Here is a 15,767-nt window from a genome sequence, read left to right on the forward strand (position 1 = left end):
CGGATTCGCGCCTCAGGACTCAGCGCAACGCGTTGCGCTGAGTCCTGAGGCTGTTGCAATGAAAATGACAATCAAGGAGCGTCTTAATCATCACTTCGTAAAATTTTTCCAAATTGTCGCTTGACCCATCGAGGGGTCACGTGCATAATAATCCATGCGTTGCGGCGTTACCTCAGCTGGATAGAGGGTCTGACTACGAATCAGAACGTCATAGGTTCGAATCCTATACGCCGCACCATTTGAGATTAAAGCTCCCGGCAACGGGGGCTTTTCTTTTATGTAAACACTGCATGGATTCGAACCTCGGTCGAGGCGCGGGCGTAAAGAAAACGCGGAGCGTTTTTAGCCCGCGGGCGAGTCCGCCGGCAGGCGGGCGAAGCCGGCGCACATCCGCGCAGCGGATGCGCGGAATCCTATACGCCGCACCAATTGAGTTTTAAGCCTCCGGAAACGGGGGCTTTTCCTTTATGGGGGGCATTGCGGAGATTCGAACCTCGGTCGAGGCGCGGGCGTAAAGAAAACGCGGAGTGTTTTTAGCCCGCGGGCGAGTCCGCCGGCAGGCGGGCGAAGCCGGTGCGGATCCGCGCAAGCGGATGCGCGGAATCCTATACGCCGCACCAATTGAAATTGAAAGCCTCCGGCAACGGGGGCTTTTCTTTTAGGCAGACGCCGCATGGAATCGAACCTCGGTCAAAGGGGCCATTTCTCATCGACTCGTGTAAGATTTCGTGTATGCGCCTCGGTGAACCCGTGATGCGCTCTTTCTTTAGACGACCGATCAGGGTGATATTTCGTGGCAGAGCGTCCGACATACAAGCTCAGGTTTCTCGATCCCAACAAGCGCTTTCCGGCCATGCCCGATCAGCCTGCGGGACGCTCGTATGGCGTGGTTTGGAAGCTCTTTGGTGAGGACCCGCATGAATCATGCTATGTCGTCGAATTCGTCGGCAAAAGCCATGTGTCGCTTTTGGGCTACGTGAGCGTTTCGGGTGAGGTCTATAAGGTGGACCGTCCCGTTAACGAGATATCGCTGCCCGACGATCCCGACATGCAACTGATTCTTGACGAGTCCGATTCCAACATCGGTGAGATCGCGGTCAGGGGTACCGATGGGACGATGCACTCCCGGGCGCGAGTTATCGGCTCTCCCGAAGGCACCATGTGCGAACAATCCGATCGCGAGACGTGGAATTCGACGCGCAGCCTTCGCTACGGCGAGTTTATGGCCTCGATGTTCTTGCGTTACGTGATATTCGCCGATTTTGAAAACGCTGTCTCAGGCACGGCAGACGGTGATGACCTTGACGAGGGCATGAAAAATGCCATCGACAAGATCAAACTTGTAAAACTCCCCGAGCCGGTTGAGGTGCTGCTGGGTTTTGATTCCACGCCGCTGCCCGATGCAATCGAAACGTTGCTCTACCGCATTGACCATACAGATAATCCAAGCGGCATTGAGCGCTATGCCGCCGCTTTGATGGGCGAAGTCGATCTGCCTCGCCTGCGCACCATCGCGGCCAAAACCGAAATGAGCCTGGCGCGCATCGATCGCTCGAGGCTCTTCTATCTCAATTTTGATCGTAGCCTGCTGGACCAGGACGAGATTGATACCCTGTTTGCCGTCGAGTGCCGCCTGAACCGCCTATCGGGCATCCTTGAGCGTATTGGGGCAGGGTTGGGCCCCGTTGCCTCGTCGCCAAGCTTTGAGGGCTGCTCGCTCTTTGACCTATGGCATATCAGCAAGACGACAAACGACGTTCCTCGCCTGCTCGAAACGCTGTCGAATGACAACCCGTGGGCCAAGCCGGGGATGGTTGCGTGCCAGCCGGGTGGCGAGTGGGACGTTCGTACCCGCTTTGCACGTATCGTAGAAGCACTCAACGTGGTCACGCGGCTCGACTACACCTATCGAGCGAACGTCGCCGAGGGCATCATGCTGGTGCGTTTTGGCCGCACGGTTGTCGATGCTATGCCGCAGCGCGAATACGATGCTCAAGATAACGCCTGGCGCGAGGTGGATGAGCCAAAGCGCGCAGCATGGGCCACTGAGCATGATGCGCGTATTGCGCTTACCCTCGCGGCGGCTTGCTTTGCTTCGGGTGCTCGCATCACACGCTGCTACGTGCAGATTGCGGCGCCCGACGGCGAGCAGGGCGAGCGCGTTGTTAAAACGTACTCCTTTGGCCGTGCGGCTTATCTGGCCGATTGCGTTTCTGTCGCCAAGGATCTTGAGAGCATGGATATGGATGACATGCCCTGCAAACGTTTGCTCGAGGCATATGAGGCAGATGCGCCGGACATGATTGAGCCTGCAGGGGTTCACGCCCGACCACGTGATGACCATCGTCCATTGCCGCCTGCGCTTCGCGATTTGCTGCTCGCTGATACGGCTGACGAGCTTGAGGTCATGGAGAAGGACGACGATCCGTATGTCGCCCGCGTCGTCGAGCTGCGCGAGCAATCCGAAGTTGACCGAGCTGGTGCTTTCGAGGGCTTTTCTCGCCTTGTCGAGGAGCTGGAAGCCAAGTGTACCGTTGCTGAGCTTTTGGCGACGGGCCCGGTCCAGACCCAGTTCTGCGACAACCAGCTGGTGCGCATGGTGCTGCCGGTGATGGAGGAGGACCGTTCCGTGCGTATCCTTCGCGCTCCCGATGCGCTGTATTTTGCCCAGCACGAGATCTGCAGCTTTTACGCCGAACAAGAGGACTTTGAGCGTGCGCTGCCCGAGGTGCGTCGTCTCTACGATTTGGCGCGCTCGTCCATGCAGTCTCACTTTGCCCTGATCAACGTGCTGGCACGCCTGGAGCGCTATGACGAGATTATCGAGGTGGCGCGCCACGGTCTGCGCATTGCCAGCGACCGGCCTTCGATCGGTTACCTGTTCTATCGTCTGGCATTCGCCTATTGGAATTGCGACCAGCTCGAGCTGGCGCTGGCGTGCTACCGCCTGGTGCCGCGCGGCGAGGAGTCGGGCGGCAGCGCGCGGGAGGAAATGCAGGGCCTTATGAACGAGATGGGCGTCATCAAACCGCCCACGTTTGAGGAGGCTGTCGAGACCATCCGCAAGGCGGGTCTTGAGCTGCCGCCGGTGCCCGCCGTGACCAATCAACTCGCGGATGTCGCCGTGCAACTCGTCGATAACGGCTTCTTTTTCTTGGCGCGCGGCTGCATCTATCAAATGTGGCGCGCCATGGGCAACGATGAGCTCGGCTCCCTCAACCGCTCGCTGGGGTAGGGGGCAGTCTGTAGATGTTACAGATTGAGACGTTGTGTCCTGAGGGATTGTTTGTCTTGACCTGTAACATTTACGGGCCGATTTGCTCGACAACTGTTACAGATTGAGACATTTGCGGATGGCGCCGGCTATTTGTCTAAATCTGTAACATCTGGACGAAGATTCGGCCTGTACCTGTTACAGATTGAGATGATTGGCTGAGACGTCTACTGGCAAATTGGAATCGCTTCAAAATTCCCCCTTGCCCATCTTCGACTGTTTGGTTACTATAGAACGGCTGTTACGGAGAGCTGACCGAGAGGCCGAAGGTGCTCGCCTGCTAAGCGAGTATGCCCCAAAAGGGCATCTGGGGTTCGAATCCCCAGCTCTCCGCCAGTAAGACTTTAAAGAAGGGTTCCGAAAGGGACCCTTTTTTAGTTGAACCACGTTAGCTGGGGATTCGAACCCGAGAGGGCACGGGCGTTAAGCAAACGTGAATGCGTTTGTAGCCCGTGGGCGAAAAGCCGCTAGGCTTTGAAGCCGGGGGGGCATGCGTAGCATGCCCGGACATCCCCAGCTCTCCGCCAGTATGACTTGAAAGAAGGGTCCCATTTGGGGTCCTTTTTTAATTAGAAGAATGTTAACTGGGGATTCGAACCCTCAAAAAAAGAGGCGCCCCGTTGGACGCCTCATTTGGTTCGATGTGATAACGCTTTGGCCCTACACCTCGGGAGCCTTGGCTACGGTTTCACTCTCGGCAGTGAGCGGGCGGTTGTCGATGCGGCGGCCCAAGCGGTCGAGCTTCACGAGCAGCCACTCGATGGGATTGGGCCCCGTTCCTTCCTCGTCGGCAACCAGATCCATAACGGCGATTTTGGTGCCGTCCTGCTTTAACGTAACGCTGCCCACCTTATCGCCAACATGCACCGTGCCCGAAAGGTCATCGTAGCTAACCTTTTCGGTCACTTTGCCGGCGAGTGAGAACGCCGTTGCCCGTGCGTCGGGGTCGGCGAGCGTGGCGTCGATCGTCTTGTCCGTCCAATCTGTCTGGCTAATGCGTGCCATGAGCGGGTTGCCGTTGGCGGTCTTCTCCTGTGTATTGGCGATCGCGACCGTGACCTTGTGGCCGTAGTACCAGTTGGCAAGGGTGGCGGTATCGGTAAAGCGCTGGTCGGTGGTGGTGGAGTTCAAGATAACGGTGTAGATTTCGTCGCCGTCGCGGTTGTAGGCGCTCGTAAAGCAATAGCCCGCGTCGTCGGTGGTGCCGGTCTTGCCGCCAATGTTTCCGTCCTGACCGAGCAAAACGTTGTGCGTGTCCATGGAGTGCGAATGGTCTGAGCCATCGGCGCCCGTGACCTCAATCCAAGAATCCTCGCTCGCGACGACTTTACGAATCGTATCGTTTTTCATGGCCTCCTGCATCATCAGTGCCACGTCATGTGCTGTTGAGTGCATGTCGCCGGCCCACTCATCAAAGTCCAGACCGTGTGGGTTCTCAAAGACCGTGCCGGTGCAGCCGAGCTTTTTGGCGCGCTCGTTCATGGCCTTCACAAAGGTTGCCTCGGCGTCTTTGGTCTTGGGGTCGATCTTTTTGCCCACATACTCGGCAAGCGCGATAGCGGCGTCGTTGCCCGAGGGGATCAGCAGGCCGCGTAGTGCCTGCTCCACGGTGAGCTCGTCGCCTTCGAGCAGGCCGGCAGTCGAGTTGCCTACGGTGGCGGCAGCGTTGCTCACCGTGACCTTCTCGTCCATCTTGCAGTTTTCGACGGTCAGGATTGCGGTCATGACCTTGGTGATCGAGGCAATCTTGACCTGCTCATCGGCGCCGCGGGCATAGTAGACGGTGCCGTCTTTGTCCATGACGAGGGCATTGGTCGCATCGATATCGGGCAGGTTTTCGGCCGTGATGCCGCGCGCATCGGCGGTTTTGCCGCAAACAATGTCGGTCGTGAGCACTTGGGCGCCGGCGACGGTGGGTGCGCCAGCAACAAGGGCGATGGCGCAGGCAAAGCCGGCGGCAAGCTGGGCGGAGCGCTTTGCAAAAGAGGTGAGGGACTTCACAGATTTCGCTTTCGACGGGATGGTCTCTTCTGACACTAAAGTATATCGTTAAAGTATATCGTTTGCCGGCGACGACGATTGTTGCGTGCGCGCATGGCCCGCATTCGTGCTCGAACGGGCGCAAGGGTGCTTAAGGTCGACTTAATCGCCCGCGCTTGTTGTGTGTGGCGGGCGCCGCCTCGGGCATAATGGAGCGCGAGAGGAGCACGCATGAACGAGCGCATACTGGTAGTTGATGACGAGAAGGCCATCGCCGACCTGGTTGGTATCTACCTTACAAAGGAGGGCTTTGACGTCCAGATCGCCTACAGCGGGGCCGATGCGGCCAAGGCAATTCTGGAGCAAGAGTTTGACCTGGCACTGCTCGATGTCATGCTGCCCGATATCGATGGCTTTGAGCTGCTGCGTACCATCCGTGTTAGCCATACCTATCCCGTAATTATGTTGACGGCACGCGATGCCCAGCAGGATAAGATCGAAGGCCTTTCTCTTGGCGCGGACGATTACGTGGTCAAGCCGTTCCGCCCGCTGGAGCTCATCGCGCGCGTTCATGCTCAGTTGCGCCGCTACACCAGCTACGGTAGCCGCGCGCAGGCGACCGAGTTGCCGACCCTCCAGCTCGATGGCCTCGAGATCAACCGTGACGCTCGCTCCGTGACGGTGGACGGTGCTCCGGTGCGCCTCACGCCCATCGAGTATTCCATCTTGCTGTATCTGGCCGAGCATCGCGGCAGCGTGGTGCCCGTAGAGGATCTGTTCCGCGCGGTGTGGAACGAGGACTTTATGCCCGGCTCCAACAATACGGTGATGGTGCACATTCGTCACCTGCGCGAAAAGATCGGTGACGACGCTCAGAAGCCGCGCTTTATCAAAAACGTTTGGGGCGTCGGCTATATCATTGAATAACGCCTTTGTTTGCGAGGACATGGACATGACAAAAGACGATAAGCAGGCGTTTGAGGTGCCCGATCGGCTCTTTGAATATGTAGGAGCGGTCGTCGATAATCGCGTGCTTGCGACGGTGCTGTTCTTTTTGCTGAGTCTGCTGCTGATCGGCATTGATAACATCGCCGGTATCTTGGCGGTGCTACTCATCGGCTTCTTGCTGATCGATCGCTTTGAAATCGTGCGTCGTTGCGTGGTGATCGGCGGTGCCGCGTGGGCCATGACGCTGGCGATCGGCACCATGGCACTCGGCGGCATCGAAGGACCGGCGCTGTTCGATGCCGGTTTTGTATTCAACATGCTTGGCTTTGTCTTGGCGCTTGCCGTATGCGTCCTGTTCTTTTGCGGCCGCGCTCTGTACTACCAGGGCTATGAGCAGGGTGAGCGGCATTCCGACCGCGTGCTTGCCGCCCGTATTCAGGATCGCCTGATCGATCATCCCGACGCGTGGGACAACATCGACGGCGACTTCTTGGAGGTCGAGGGTGTGCTCAACCGTGTGCGCGATCGCGAGCGCAAAGTCCGGCAAGCCCTGCGTGACGAGTCACATCGCAAGGACGATTTGGTCACATACTTGGCGCATGACCTGCGCACGCCGCTTGCCAGCGTGGTGGGCTACCTCTCGCTGTTGCAGGAGGCGCCCGACCTGCCGATTGAGCAGCGCGCGCACTTTACGGACGTTGCGCTCGACAAGGCGCACCGACTCGACGCGCTTATTGAGGAGTTCTTTGATATCACGCGCTTTGACTTTCACGATATTGTGCTCACGCGCGGCTACGTCGACCTGGGATTGCTGCTGGCGCAGGTCGCCGATGAGTTCTATCCCATCCTCAACGAGCAGCATAAGGAAGCCCAAGTTGATATTCGCGAGGACCTGACGGTGCTCGTGGATGGCGACAAGATGGCTCGCGTGTTCAACAACATCATGAAAAACGCCGTCGCCTATAGCTATGAGGGCTCGACTATCACGATCGAGGCCGGGCGCCAAGACGATGGCAGCGTGCGCGTGCGCTTTATCAATCAGGGCGATCCTATCCCTGCGGCTAAGCTCAAGGTGATCTTTGAGAAGTTCTATCGCCTGGATGCGGCGCGTGCGACCAATCGCGGCGGCGCTGGACTGGGGCTTGCCATCGCCAAGGAGATCATCGCGGCACACGGCGGTACCGTTGCATGTGAATCGACGCCCGAACACACGATATTCACCATCGAGCTGCCCGCCGCATAGCCAGCGTGCCCTTACAAACACTTGACAATGCGCTCACGTGCATATGAGCCGCGATTTCTACTATCGATACTGCTGAATTGATATCGATGTGGAGGTATGCGGTATGACGGCTGCTGCGGCTGTGGAGCCCACGGAGCTTGAAGAACTCATGAAAGCGCAGGCCGAGGCCGCGCACGAGCGCGAGGTTGGGGATGCGACTCGCCCCACGGCAGAGGATCTTGCCGCCTCGCCGACGCGCATCGACGTCGAGGGCCTCGACCTGTTCTATGGCGACCACCATGCGCTCAAGGACGTGAATATCAAGATCCGCGACAAGCAGATCACCTCGTTCATCGGGCCTTCGGGCTGCGGAAAGTCTACGTTGCTGCGCTGCTTTAACCGCATGAACGACGGCATCAAGGATTGCCGCATCGAAGGCAAGATTGCACTCGACGGCCAGAATATCCTGGGCGATTACGATATCTGCCGTTTGCGCCAGCGCGTGGGCATGGTGTTCCAGCGCCCCAACCCGTTTCCCATGAGCATCTACGACAACGTGGCCTATGGTCCGCGCGGCATGGGCGTGCGCGACCGCGCCGTGCTCGATGAGCTGGTCGAGGACTCCCTGTGTCGCGCCGCCCTGTGGGACGAGGTCAAGGACAAGCTCAAAGAGTCGGGCCTGGGTCTTTCGGGCGGGCAACAGCAGCGCCTGTGCATCGCCCGCGCACTTGCCGTGCAGCCCGACATTCTGTTGATGGACGAGCCGACCTCGGCACTCGACCCTGTGTCGACGCTGGTGGTGGAGCAGCTGGCCTGCGAGCTCAAAGAGACCTGTACGCTCGTGGTCGTTACGCACAATATGCAGCAGGCGGCGCGTATCTCCGACTCGGTCGCGTTTTTCTTGCTGGGTGAGTTGGTGGAACACGCGCCCACCGCGCAACTCTTCAAGAATCCGACCGATCCGCGTACGGCGGATTATTTGACGGGACGTTTTGGCTGATACCATCTAGTAAAGGTACCTTTAGGGTTAAGATGCGGTCATGCCGGCCGCAAAGGGGTTCAACATGATCTATTACGTCGAGGACGATGACAACATCAGGGATTTGACGGTCTATGCGCTGCGTAAGCAGGGGATCGAGGCCGAAGGCTTTTCGTGCGACGGTGAGTTTAAGGCTGCCGTGGCGCGACGGGTACCCGATGCCGTCCTGCTCGACATCATGCTGCCCGATACCGATGGCTTGGCGATTATGCGTCGCCTGCGCGCCGATCGCCTGACGGCGACGGTGCCCATCATGATGCTTACCGCCAAGGATACCGAGCTCGACAAGGTGATGGCGCTCGATGGCGGTGCCGACGATTACCTGACCAAGCCGTTCTCGCTTATGGAACTCGCTAGCCGTTGCCGTGCGCTGCTGCGCCGCGGCGGCATGGTCAAGCAGGCGAGCGATGTACTCAGCGTGGGCGATATCGTACTTTCGCCCAGCCACCGCGAAGTGACTGTTGCCGGTGAACCGCTCAAGCTCACGCTGCGCGAATTCGACCTGCTCGAGTACCTCATGCGCAAACCTGGCGTGGTCTTTACCCGCGAGTCGCTGCTGCAGAGCGTATGGGGCTGGGATTTCGACGGCGGTTCGCGCACCGTCGACGTACACGTGCAGACGCTCCGCCAAAAGCTCGGCGAGCATGCGAGCGCCATAGAGACCGTGCGCGGCGTGGGCTATCGTCTGGCCGAGCCTACGGCCGACGACGATACCGAAGGAGCCGACAGCGCGGCTAGCGTATCGGAGGAGTAGCTCGTGGTCTTAGCCCCCCAGGGAAAACGCACCCTGTCGCATCGCGTGTTCGCGACGGTTTTTTTCTGCGCTATGGCGGTTATCGTGGCGTTTACGGTGCTGGGCGCGTTCTTTGTGCAAAATACCCTGGCAGACGCCACGAGTGCCAACCTTTCGCAGGAAACCGAGCTTATTGCCGCTGCCCTTAATGAGCAGCAGGAGCCTATTGCCTTTCTGCGCAGTTTCGATCGCGAGGACTTGCGCATCACGCTGATCAACAAAGACGGGTCGGTTGCCTACGACAACGAGGCGTCGCCTTCTATGCTGCCCAATCACGGCGATCGTCCCGAGGTCGTCAAGGCTTTCGAGAGCGGATCGGGTTCTGCGGAGCGCGCAAGCTCCACGCTCGACGAGATTATGCTGTATCGAGCTGTCCGACTTAATAACGGCCAGGTTGTTCGCTTGGCGCAGGCCCAACCTGGCATTGCGGCTATTCTCATGTCTCTTGTGGCGCCGATGCTGCTTATCGCGGCAGCGGGCGCGGTGCTCTCGTTTTTCCTTGCGCGCCGCGAATCCCGTGCCATCATCGCGCCGCTGCAAGAGGTCGATCTGGACCATCCGCGCCGCAGCTACGAGCATGCTTATGCCGAGATGGTTCCCATGCTCGAGCGCATTGAGTCGCAACGCCAGGAGCTCAAGCGTCAGATGGCGGTGCTGGCGGACAACGACCGCATGCGCCGCGAGTTCACGGCCAATATCACCCATGAGCTCAAAACCCCACTTACGGCAATCTCGGGCTATGCCGAGCTCATTGCGAACGGTATGGTCGAGGGCGAGGACGACCTGCGCAACTTTGGCGGCCGCATCTACCGCGAGGCGGGCCGCCTGGCAGCGCTCGTTAACGACATCCTCACGCTTTCCAACTTGGATGAGGCGGAGCGAGCATCCGAGGGCGAGGCGGTGCCCATTGGGTCCACGGAGCCCATCGAGCTCTCTCGTGCCATTTTGACGGTGGAACAGCGTCTTGAGCAGGTTGCCCGGCAGTCGGATGTGACCATTGGGCACGAGACGAAGCCCGTGGTGATCGAAGGTGTGCCGCGCCTGATCGACGAGCTGATCTATAACCTGGCAAGCAACGCCATTCGTTATAACCGACCTGACGGTACGGTCACACTGTGCTGTGGGACCAATGATGAGGGTCATCCGTATCTGTCTGTTGCCGACACGGGTATCGGTATTGCGCCCGAGGAACAGGGTAAAGTGTTCGAGCGTTTCTACCGCGTGGACAAGAGTCGTTCTAAGGCGCGTGGTGGAACGGGTCTGGGTCTGGCCATCGTCAAGCATGCCGCCCTGTACCATCACGCCTCGATTGACCTGTCGAGTGAGCCGGGCGTGGGGACCACCATTACGGTAACGTTTCCCGTACAGCAGGACGAATCATTTGCGTAGCAATGCGGCAACCGTGTTGTTTTGACGCCGCACCGGGGTTGCCGATGCGGCGTTATTATTGCGCAACATCGCCGTCTGTGCTGTATCTTATGTATAGAGTTCGGGCATGGCAGGAAAGATGCGATAACATAGGAAAAGTTTTGTCGATATGAACTTGGGAAATGAAAGGCAAGCTGCATGACCCTTCTCGAACTGTTCCAGCTGCTCAAAAAGCACCTCAAGCTGGTTATCGCCCTTCCGGTGGTCTGTGCAATCGCCATGGGCGTGGTGTCCTTCACTATGATGGACAACACCTACACCGCCACGACGAGCATGTACGTTCTCGCCAAGACCGACGATAGCGGTCAGATGAGCTACAACGATCTTTCGGCGAGCCAGATGCTTTCCAACGATATCGCCACGCTGCTCGATAGCGATAGCGTTAAGGGCGGTGCTGCCAAGGATCTGGGCCTCGCCGATCTAGATGACTACAAGATCTCCGTTTCCTCCGAGACCACGACGCGCGTCATCACGCTTTCGGTGACGGGCACCGATGCCGAGAAGACGGCGGAGGTGGCAAGGGCCATGGCCAGCTCGGTGAGCACGGTCGCCCAGAATGTCGGTGCCGCTCAGAGCATCAACGTTATCGATAAGGCTAAGACCCCCGAATCCCCCAGTGGTCCCAAGCGCACGCTGTACGTCGCCGTTGCGTTCCTCGCCGGCGTCTTTATCGCAATTGCCTATGTCGTTTTGGCAGATATGCTCAACACGCGCATCCGCGGTGTCGAAGAGGCAGAAGAGCTCCTTGGTATTCCCGTTGTCGGCCGAATTCCGGCTATGAAAGGTGGTAAATAGGCATGGCTAGGGCTAAGAACACTGATAAGCTCGTTGTACAGAATGCCGCCAAGACCCTTCTGGCTAACATTCGCTTTGCGAGCGTGGACGACCCCATCCGCACCATTACCGTTACGTCCTCGATTCCCAACGAGGGTAAGTCTACGGTTTCCATCAACCTGGCCCAGGCTATCGCCACCAGCGGCAAGAGCGTCCTTCTGGTCGAGGGAGATATGCGTCGCAGGTCTCTTTCCGATATGCTTGATGTCCGTTCGCGTGGTGGACTCTACGCAGTCCTGTCCGATCAGATTTCCATCGACCAGGCAATCGCCGAGACGGGTCAGAAGAACTTCTACTTCCTTGATGCTGAGCCTCATATTCCCAATCCTGCCGACATCATCGTGTCTCACCGTTTTGCCAAGCTGGTTAAGGCGTTGTCTGCCAAGTTCCAGTATGTCATCTTTGACGCTCCTCCGGTCGGCACCTTTATCGATGCTGCCGAGATCGCCAGCCTGACTGACGGCACGCTGTTTGTGGTGCGCGAAGACTTCACCAAGCGCGAGGAGGCGCTCAACGCCATCGCTCAGCTTAAAAAGTCCGAGAAGGTTAAGCTCATCGGTACCGTCATGAATTACTGCGAGACCGAGACCAGCGAGTATTACTATTCTTACTACACCAAGGAAGGTAAGAAGGTAAAGAACGGCTCCGCTGCCCAAGGTGTTTCTAAAAAGGGCACCTTTACCAACCGGGCAAATGTTTAGTTGATTAAGGTCGACCCATGCGCGACATTCATTGTCATATCTTGCCGGGTGTAGACGACGGCGCCGCCGATCTTGATGAGAGCTTGGCGATGCTTGCAGCTGCCAAGCAGGCTGGCGTAACCAGAATTGTCTGCACCCCGCACTGCCGTGATCCCTATTTTGACTACGACAAGATGTGGGATGCCTTTGAGTTATTGCGGGATAACGCGGAGGGTTTTCCGCTTCAGATGGGCTTTGAGGTCAACCATCGAAAGCTCGTCGAGCTGGGCATCGACACTGCGGAATACCTGCATTTCGATGGAACCAATGAGTTCCTGCTTGAGCTTTCGACGCATGCTGACGCTTATGCGTTTAGAGAGTACGAGAGTACGATTTACGATTTGCAATGCCGCGGCTACCAGGTGATTATCGCTCATCCCGAGCGATATCGTGCGGTTCAAAAGGATATAAGCGTGGCAGAGCGTCTGGTCGATATGGGTTGCAAGCTGCAAGCTTCGGCGGACTTTATCGCCGGCGGCCGCTTTGGCCGGGAGAAAAAGCCGGCGCAGCGTCTGTTTGATCAGAACTTGTACAGCTTTATTGCGAGCGATGCTCATAACGTGGGGCACTACGATTGCTTGGCAAAAGCTTGCGCGCAGTTTAGCGTTCGCGGCGCTCATTTTCGCTAAAATCTGTCCCTAACGTTCGCATTGAATGAAAGGGCAGCCATGGATATCCAACTTAAGACGGGTTGCTTTGAGGACGCGGCGCTGGTGCGCCGCGCCGTTTTTATGGACGAACAGGGCTATGAAAACGAGTTTGACGCCATCGACGAGGCTCCGAGTTGCATCCACGTGACGCTCTACGTTGACGGCGAGCTTGCCGGTTGCTCGCGCGTGTTTCCCGAAGAGCTGGAGCGTGCGGCAGATGCCGAAGCCCCGGTGTCGCCGGCGTGCGACATGGACGAAGGCATTGCGGCGGGGGAGACCTACATTATGGGGCGCGTCGCCGTGCTGCCGAGCATGCGCCGTCGCGGTTTGGCGAGCAAGATTGTCGAGGCGAGTGATACGTGCGCGCGTGATGCCGGCGCCAAGCTCATTAAGCTGCATGCTCAGGAATACGTGCTGCCGCTCTATGCCAAAGCGGGCTACACGCAGATCGCCCCGGTAGACTATGAGGACGAAGGCCAGCCCCACGCCTGGATGGCCAAGCACTTGGGCGACAGATAGGGACGTTCCTTTTCTGCCGGCAGTTTGGGACACTCCTCGACAATTGGCGCATGGGACATTGCAACATACAGTTTTTCGATTCCGTATGTATATATGCGCGCTAATAGGTTATAAAATCTAAGTCTGAACATAGCAGGTCTGCGATACGGCTCGGGCAACCGGGCCGTTTTGGCGGGCAGGGGTAGCGCGAAAGGACTGCACATGCGTCAATTTAAGACTGAGAGCAAAAAACTTCTCGACCTCATGATCAACTCCATCTACACCAATAAGGAAATCTTCCTGCGCGAGCTTATCTCCAACGCGAGCGATGCCGTCGACAAGCTCAATTTTAAGAGCCTTCAGGATCCGAGTGTCAAGCTCGACCAGAGCGACTTGGCCATCCGTGTTTCCTTTGATAAGGATGCCCGCACCATTACCATCTCGGATAACGGTATCGGCATGACCGCCGATGAGCTCGAGCGCAACCTGGGCACCATCGCCCATTCCGGCTCCGAGGAGTTTAAGACCGAGAACGCCGAGCAGCAGGGCTCCGATGTCGACATCATCGGCCAGTTTGGCGTGGGTTTCTACTCCGCCTTTATGGTCGCCAGCCACGTGAAGGTCGTCAGCCGCGCCTATGGCGAGGACACCGCTCACGTGTGGGAGTCTGATGGTCTTGAGGGCTACACCATCGAAGACGGTGAGCGCGCCGAGCACGGTACCGATGTCATCCTGACGCTGCGCGAGAACGAGAAGCTCGACGCCGACGGCGAGGCCGAGACCTATGATCGCTTCCTGACCGAGTGGGGCCTCAAGAGCCTGATTCAGCAGTACAGCAACTATGTGCGTTACCCGATCCAGATGATGGTGTCCAAGAGCCGCCAGAAACCCAAGCCCGAGGACGCGCCGGAAGATTACAAGCCCGAGTACGAGGACTACCAGGAGCTCGAGACCATCAACTCCATGACGCCGATCTGGAAAAAGCGTAGCTCCGATGTCGAACAGAAGGACTACGACGAGTTCTACAAGTCCACGTTCCACGACTTTGACGACCCCGCGCGCACCATCAGCTTCCATGCCGAGGGCACGCTCGAGTATGACGCCCTGCTGTTTGTGCCGGGTCGCGCCCCGTTCGATCTGTACAGCAAGGATTACGAGAAGGGTCTGGCGCTCTACAGCTCCAACGTGCTGATTATGGAGAAGTGCGACGACCTGCTGCCCGATTACTACAACTTTGTGCGCGGCGTCGTGGATTCCGCTGACGTGTCGCTCAACATCTCGCGTGAGACGCTGCAGCAGAACCGTCAGCTCAAGGCCATTGCCAAGCGTGTCGAGAAGAAGATCACCGCCGATCTCGAGGACATGCGCGACAACGACCGCGAAGCATATGAGAAGTTCTTTGAGAACTTTGGCCGCGGTCTTAAGTACGGCATCTACTCGAGCTACGGCGTGAAGGCCGATGAGCTCGCCGACCTGCTGCTGTTCTGGTCTGCCAAGGAGCAGAAGATGATTACCCTTGCCGAGTATGCCAAGGGCATGCCCGATGATCAGAAGGCCATCTACTACGCCGCCGGCGATTCGCGCGAGCGTCTGGCCAAGATGCCCGTCGTGAAGGGCGTGCTCGAGCGCGGCTACGATGTGCTGCTGCTGACGCAGGACGTGGATGAGTTCACCTTCCAGGCCATGCGTGAGTACGTGGCTGCCGATATGCCCAAGGTCTACGAGGATGACGCTGCTCGCGAGGCTGCCGAGAAGGCGGTTGCCGATGGTGCCGAGCCTGAGGTCGAGGATCGTCACCTGGAGCTTAAGAACGTCGCGACCGGCGATCTTGACTTGGCGACCGATGACGAGAAGAAGGAGGCCGAGGACGCCACTAAGGAGAACGAGGACCTCTTTAGCGCTATGAAGGAGGCGCTCGGCGACAAGGTCGAGAAGGTTGCCGTCTCTGCGCGCCTGACTGACGCTCCCGCCTGCATCACCACCGAGGGTCCGCTTTCGCTCGAGATGGAGAAGGTGCTTCAGAAGGGTCCCGAGGGCGCGCCCGACGGTATGCCCAAGAGCCAACGCGTGCTCGAGCTGAACGCTAAGCACCCGGTCTTCGCCAAGCTCGTCGCTGCCCAGAAAGCGGGCGACGCCGAAAAGATCAAGCAGTACTCTGGCCTGCTCTACGACCAGGCCCTGCTCGTCGAGGGCATCCTCCCCGAGGACCCCGTAGCCTTCGCCGCGGCCGTTTGCGAACTCATGTAACTTAAGTTACGCGGTTCTACGAACCGCGTAACGGCTCGACGCTGCAAACCCGCCAGAGCGGCAATCTGCCTTTCAGCTTCAGCGGCATGACCAGAAGGTCAATGCCGCTTCGCT

At 58.2% G+C, this 15,767-nt stretch carries 12 protein-coding genes and 2 tRNA genes; 13 read left to right on the top strand and 1 reads right to left on the bottom strand.

The window, feature by feature from the left end; genetic code table 11:
- The first annotated feature begins 161 nt into the window (after window positions 1–161).
- The 3 genes from GT495_RS09945 to GT495_RS09955 all read left to right on the top strand — a co-directional run bounded on the left by GT495_RS09945 (window position 162) and on the right by GT495_RS09955 (window position 3,610).
- Window positions 162–238 (top strand) — tRNA-Arg (locus tag GT495_RS09945).
- Between the two features lie 555 nt (window positions 239–793).
- On the top strand, window positions 794–3,235 hold the full coding sequence (locus tag GT495_RS09950) for a lipopolysaccharide assembly protein LapB (protein ID WP_161162521.1): 2,442 nt from the start codon (window positions 794–796) through the stop codon (window positions 3,233–3,235).
- A 284-nt stretch (window positions 3,236–3,519) separates the two neighbouring features.
- A tRNA-Ser gene (locus tag GT495_RS09955) sits at window positions 3,520–3,610 on the top strand.
- Between the two features lie 324 nt (window positions 3,611–3,934).
- Here the strand turns inward: GT495_RS09955 and GT495_RS09960 are convergent.
- The gene (locus GT495_RS09960; RefSeq protein ID WP_161162520.1) at window positions 3,935–5,275 is read right to left on the bottom strand and encodes a D-alanyl-D-alanine carboxypeptidase family protein; all 1,341 of its coding nucleotides are present in this window, start codon (window positions 5,273–5,275) and stop codon (window positions 3,935–3,937) included.
- A gap of 210 nt (window positions 5,276–5,485) precedes the next feature.
- Here GT495_RS09960 and GT495_RS09965 point away from each other — a divergent pair, with 210 nt between their 5' ends.
- The 10 genes from GT495_RS09965 (at window position 5,486) to htpG (ending at window position 15,653) form a co-directional block, all read left to right on the top strand.
- Window positions 5,486–6,181, top strand: a complete 696-nt coding sequence (locus GT495_RS09965; RefSeq protein WP_152074777.1) for a response regulator transcription factor — start codon at window positions 5,486–5,488, stop codon at window positions 6,179–6,181.
- Window positions 6,182–6,206: 25 nt separating this feature from the next.
- Window positions 6,207–7,445 (top strand): sensor histidine kinase KdpD, encoded by a 1,239-nt coding sequence (locus GT495_RS09970; RefSeq protein ID WP_161162519.1) that lies wholly within the window; start codon window positions 6,207–6,209, stop codon window positions 7,443–7,445.
- Between the two features lie 103 nt (window positions 7,446–7,548).
- Window positions 7,549–8,424 carry a phosphate ABC transporter ATP-binding protein PstB gene (gene pstB, locus GT495_RS09975; protein WP_192924205.1) on the top strand — a complete coding sequence of 292 codons (876 nt, stop codon included), beginning with the start codon at window positions 7,549–7,551 and terminating at the stop codon, window positions 8,422–8,424.
- A gap of 64 nt (window positions 8,425–8,488) precedes the next feature.
- On the top strand, window positions 8,489–9,217 hold the full coding sequence (locus GT495_RS09980) for a response regulator transcription factor (RefSeq protein ID WP_161162518.1): 729 nt from the start codon (window positions 8,489–8,491) through the stop codon (window positions 9,215–9,217).
- 3 nt (window positions 9,218–9,220) lie between these two features.
- Complete coding sequence (locus tag GT495_RS09985; RefSeq protein WP_161162517.1) at window positions 9,221–10,645, top strand: ATP-binding protein; 1,425 nt, start codon at window positions 9,221–9,223, stop codon at window positions 10,643–10,645.
- 177 nt (window positions 10,646–10,822) lie between these two features.
- Window positions 10,823–11,479, top strand: coding sequence for a YveK family protein (locus GT495_RS09990; RefSeq protein ID WP_152074773.1), 657 nt, complete (start codon window positions 10,823–10,825; stop codon window positions 11,477–11,479).
- 2 nt (window positions 11,480–11,481) lie between these two features.
- Window positions 11,482–12,219, top strand: coding sequence for a CpsD/CapB family tyrosine-protein kinase (locus GT495_RS09995; RefSeq protein ID WP_161162516.1), 738 nt, complete (start codon window positions 11,482–11,484; stop codon window positions 12,217–12,219).
- Between the two features lie 17 nt (window positions 12,220–12,236).
- Window positions 12,237–12,887: a tyrosine-protein phosphatase gene (locus GT495_RS10000; RefSeq protein WP_161162515.1), complete on the top strand. Its 651-nt coding sequence runs from the start codon at window positions 12,237–12,239 to the stop codon at window positions 12,885–12,887.
- Window positions 12,888–12,926: 39 nt separating this feature from the next.
- Window positions 12,927–13,427 carry a GNAT family N-acetyltransferase gene (locus GT495_RS10005; protein ID WP_161162514.1) on the top strand — a complete coding sequence of 167 codons (501 nt, stop codon included), beginning with the start codon at window positions 12,927–12,929 and terminating at the stop codon, window positions 13,425–13,427.
- A gap of 201 nt (window positions 13,428–13,628) precedes the next feature.
- On the top strand, window positions 13,629–15,653 hold the full coding sequence (htpG, locus tag GT495_RS10010) for a molecular chaperone HtpG (protein WP_161162513.1): 2,025 nt from the start codon (window positions 13,629–13,631) through the stop codon (window positions 15,651–15,653).
- Window positions 15,654–15,767 lie beyond the last annotated feature (114 nt).

It is taken from the genome of Collinsella sp. BIOML-A6 (assembly GCF_009875845.1).
Taxonomy (GTDB): Bacteria; Actinomycetota; Coriobacteriia; order Coriobacteriales; family Coriobacteriaceae; genus Collinsella; species Collinsella aerofaciens_H.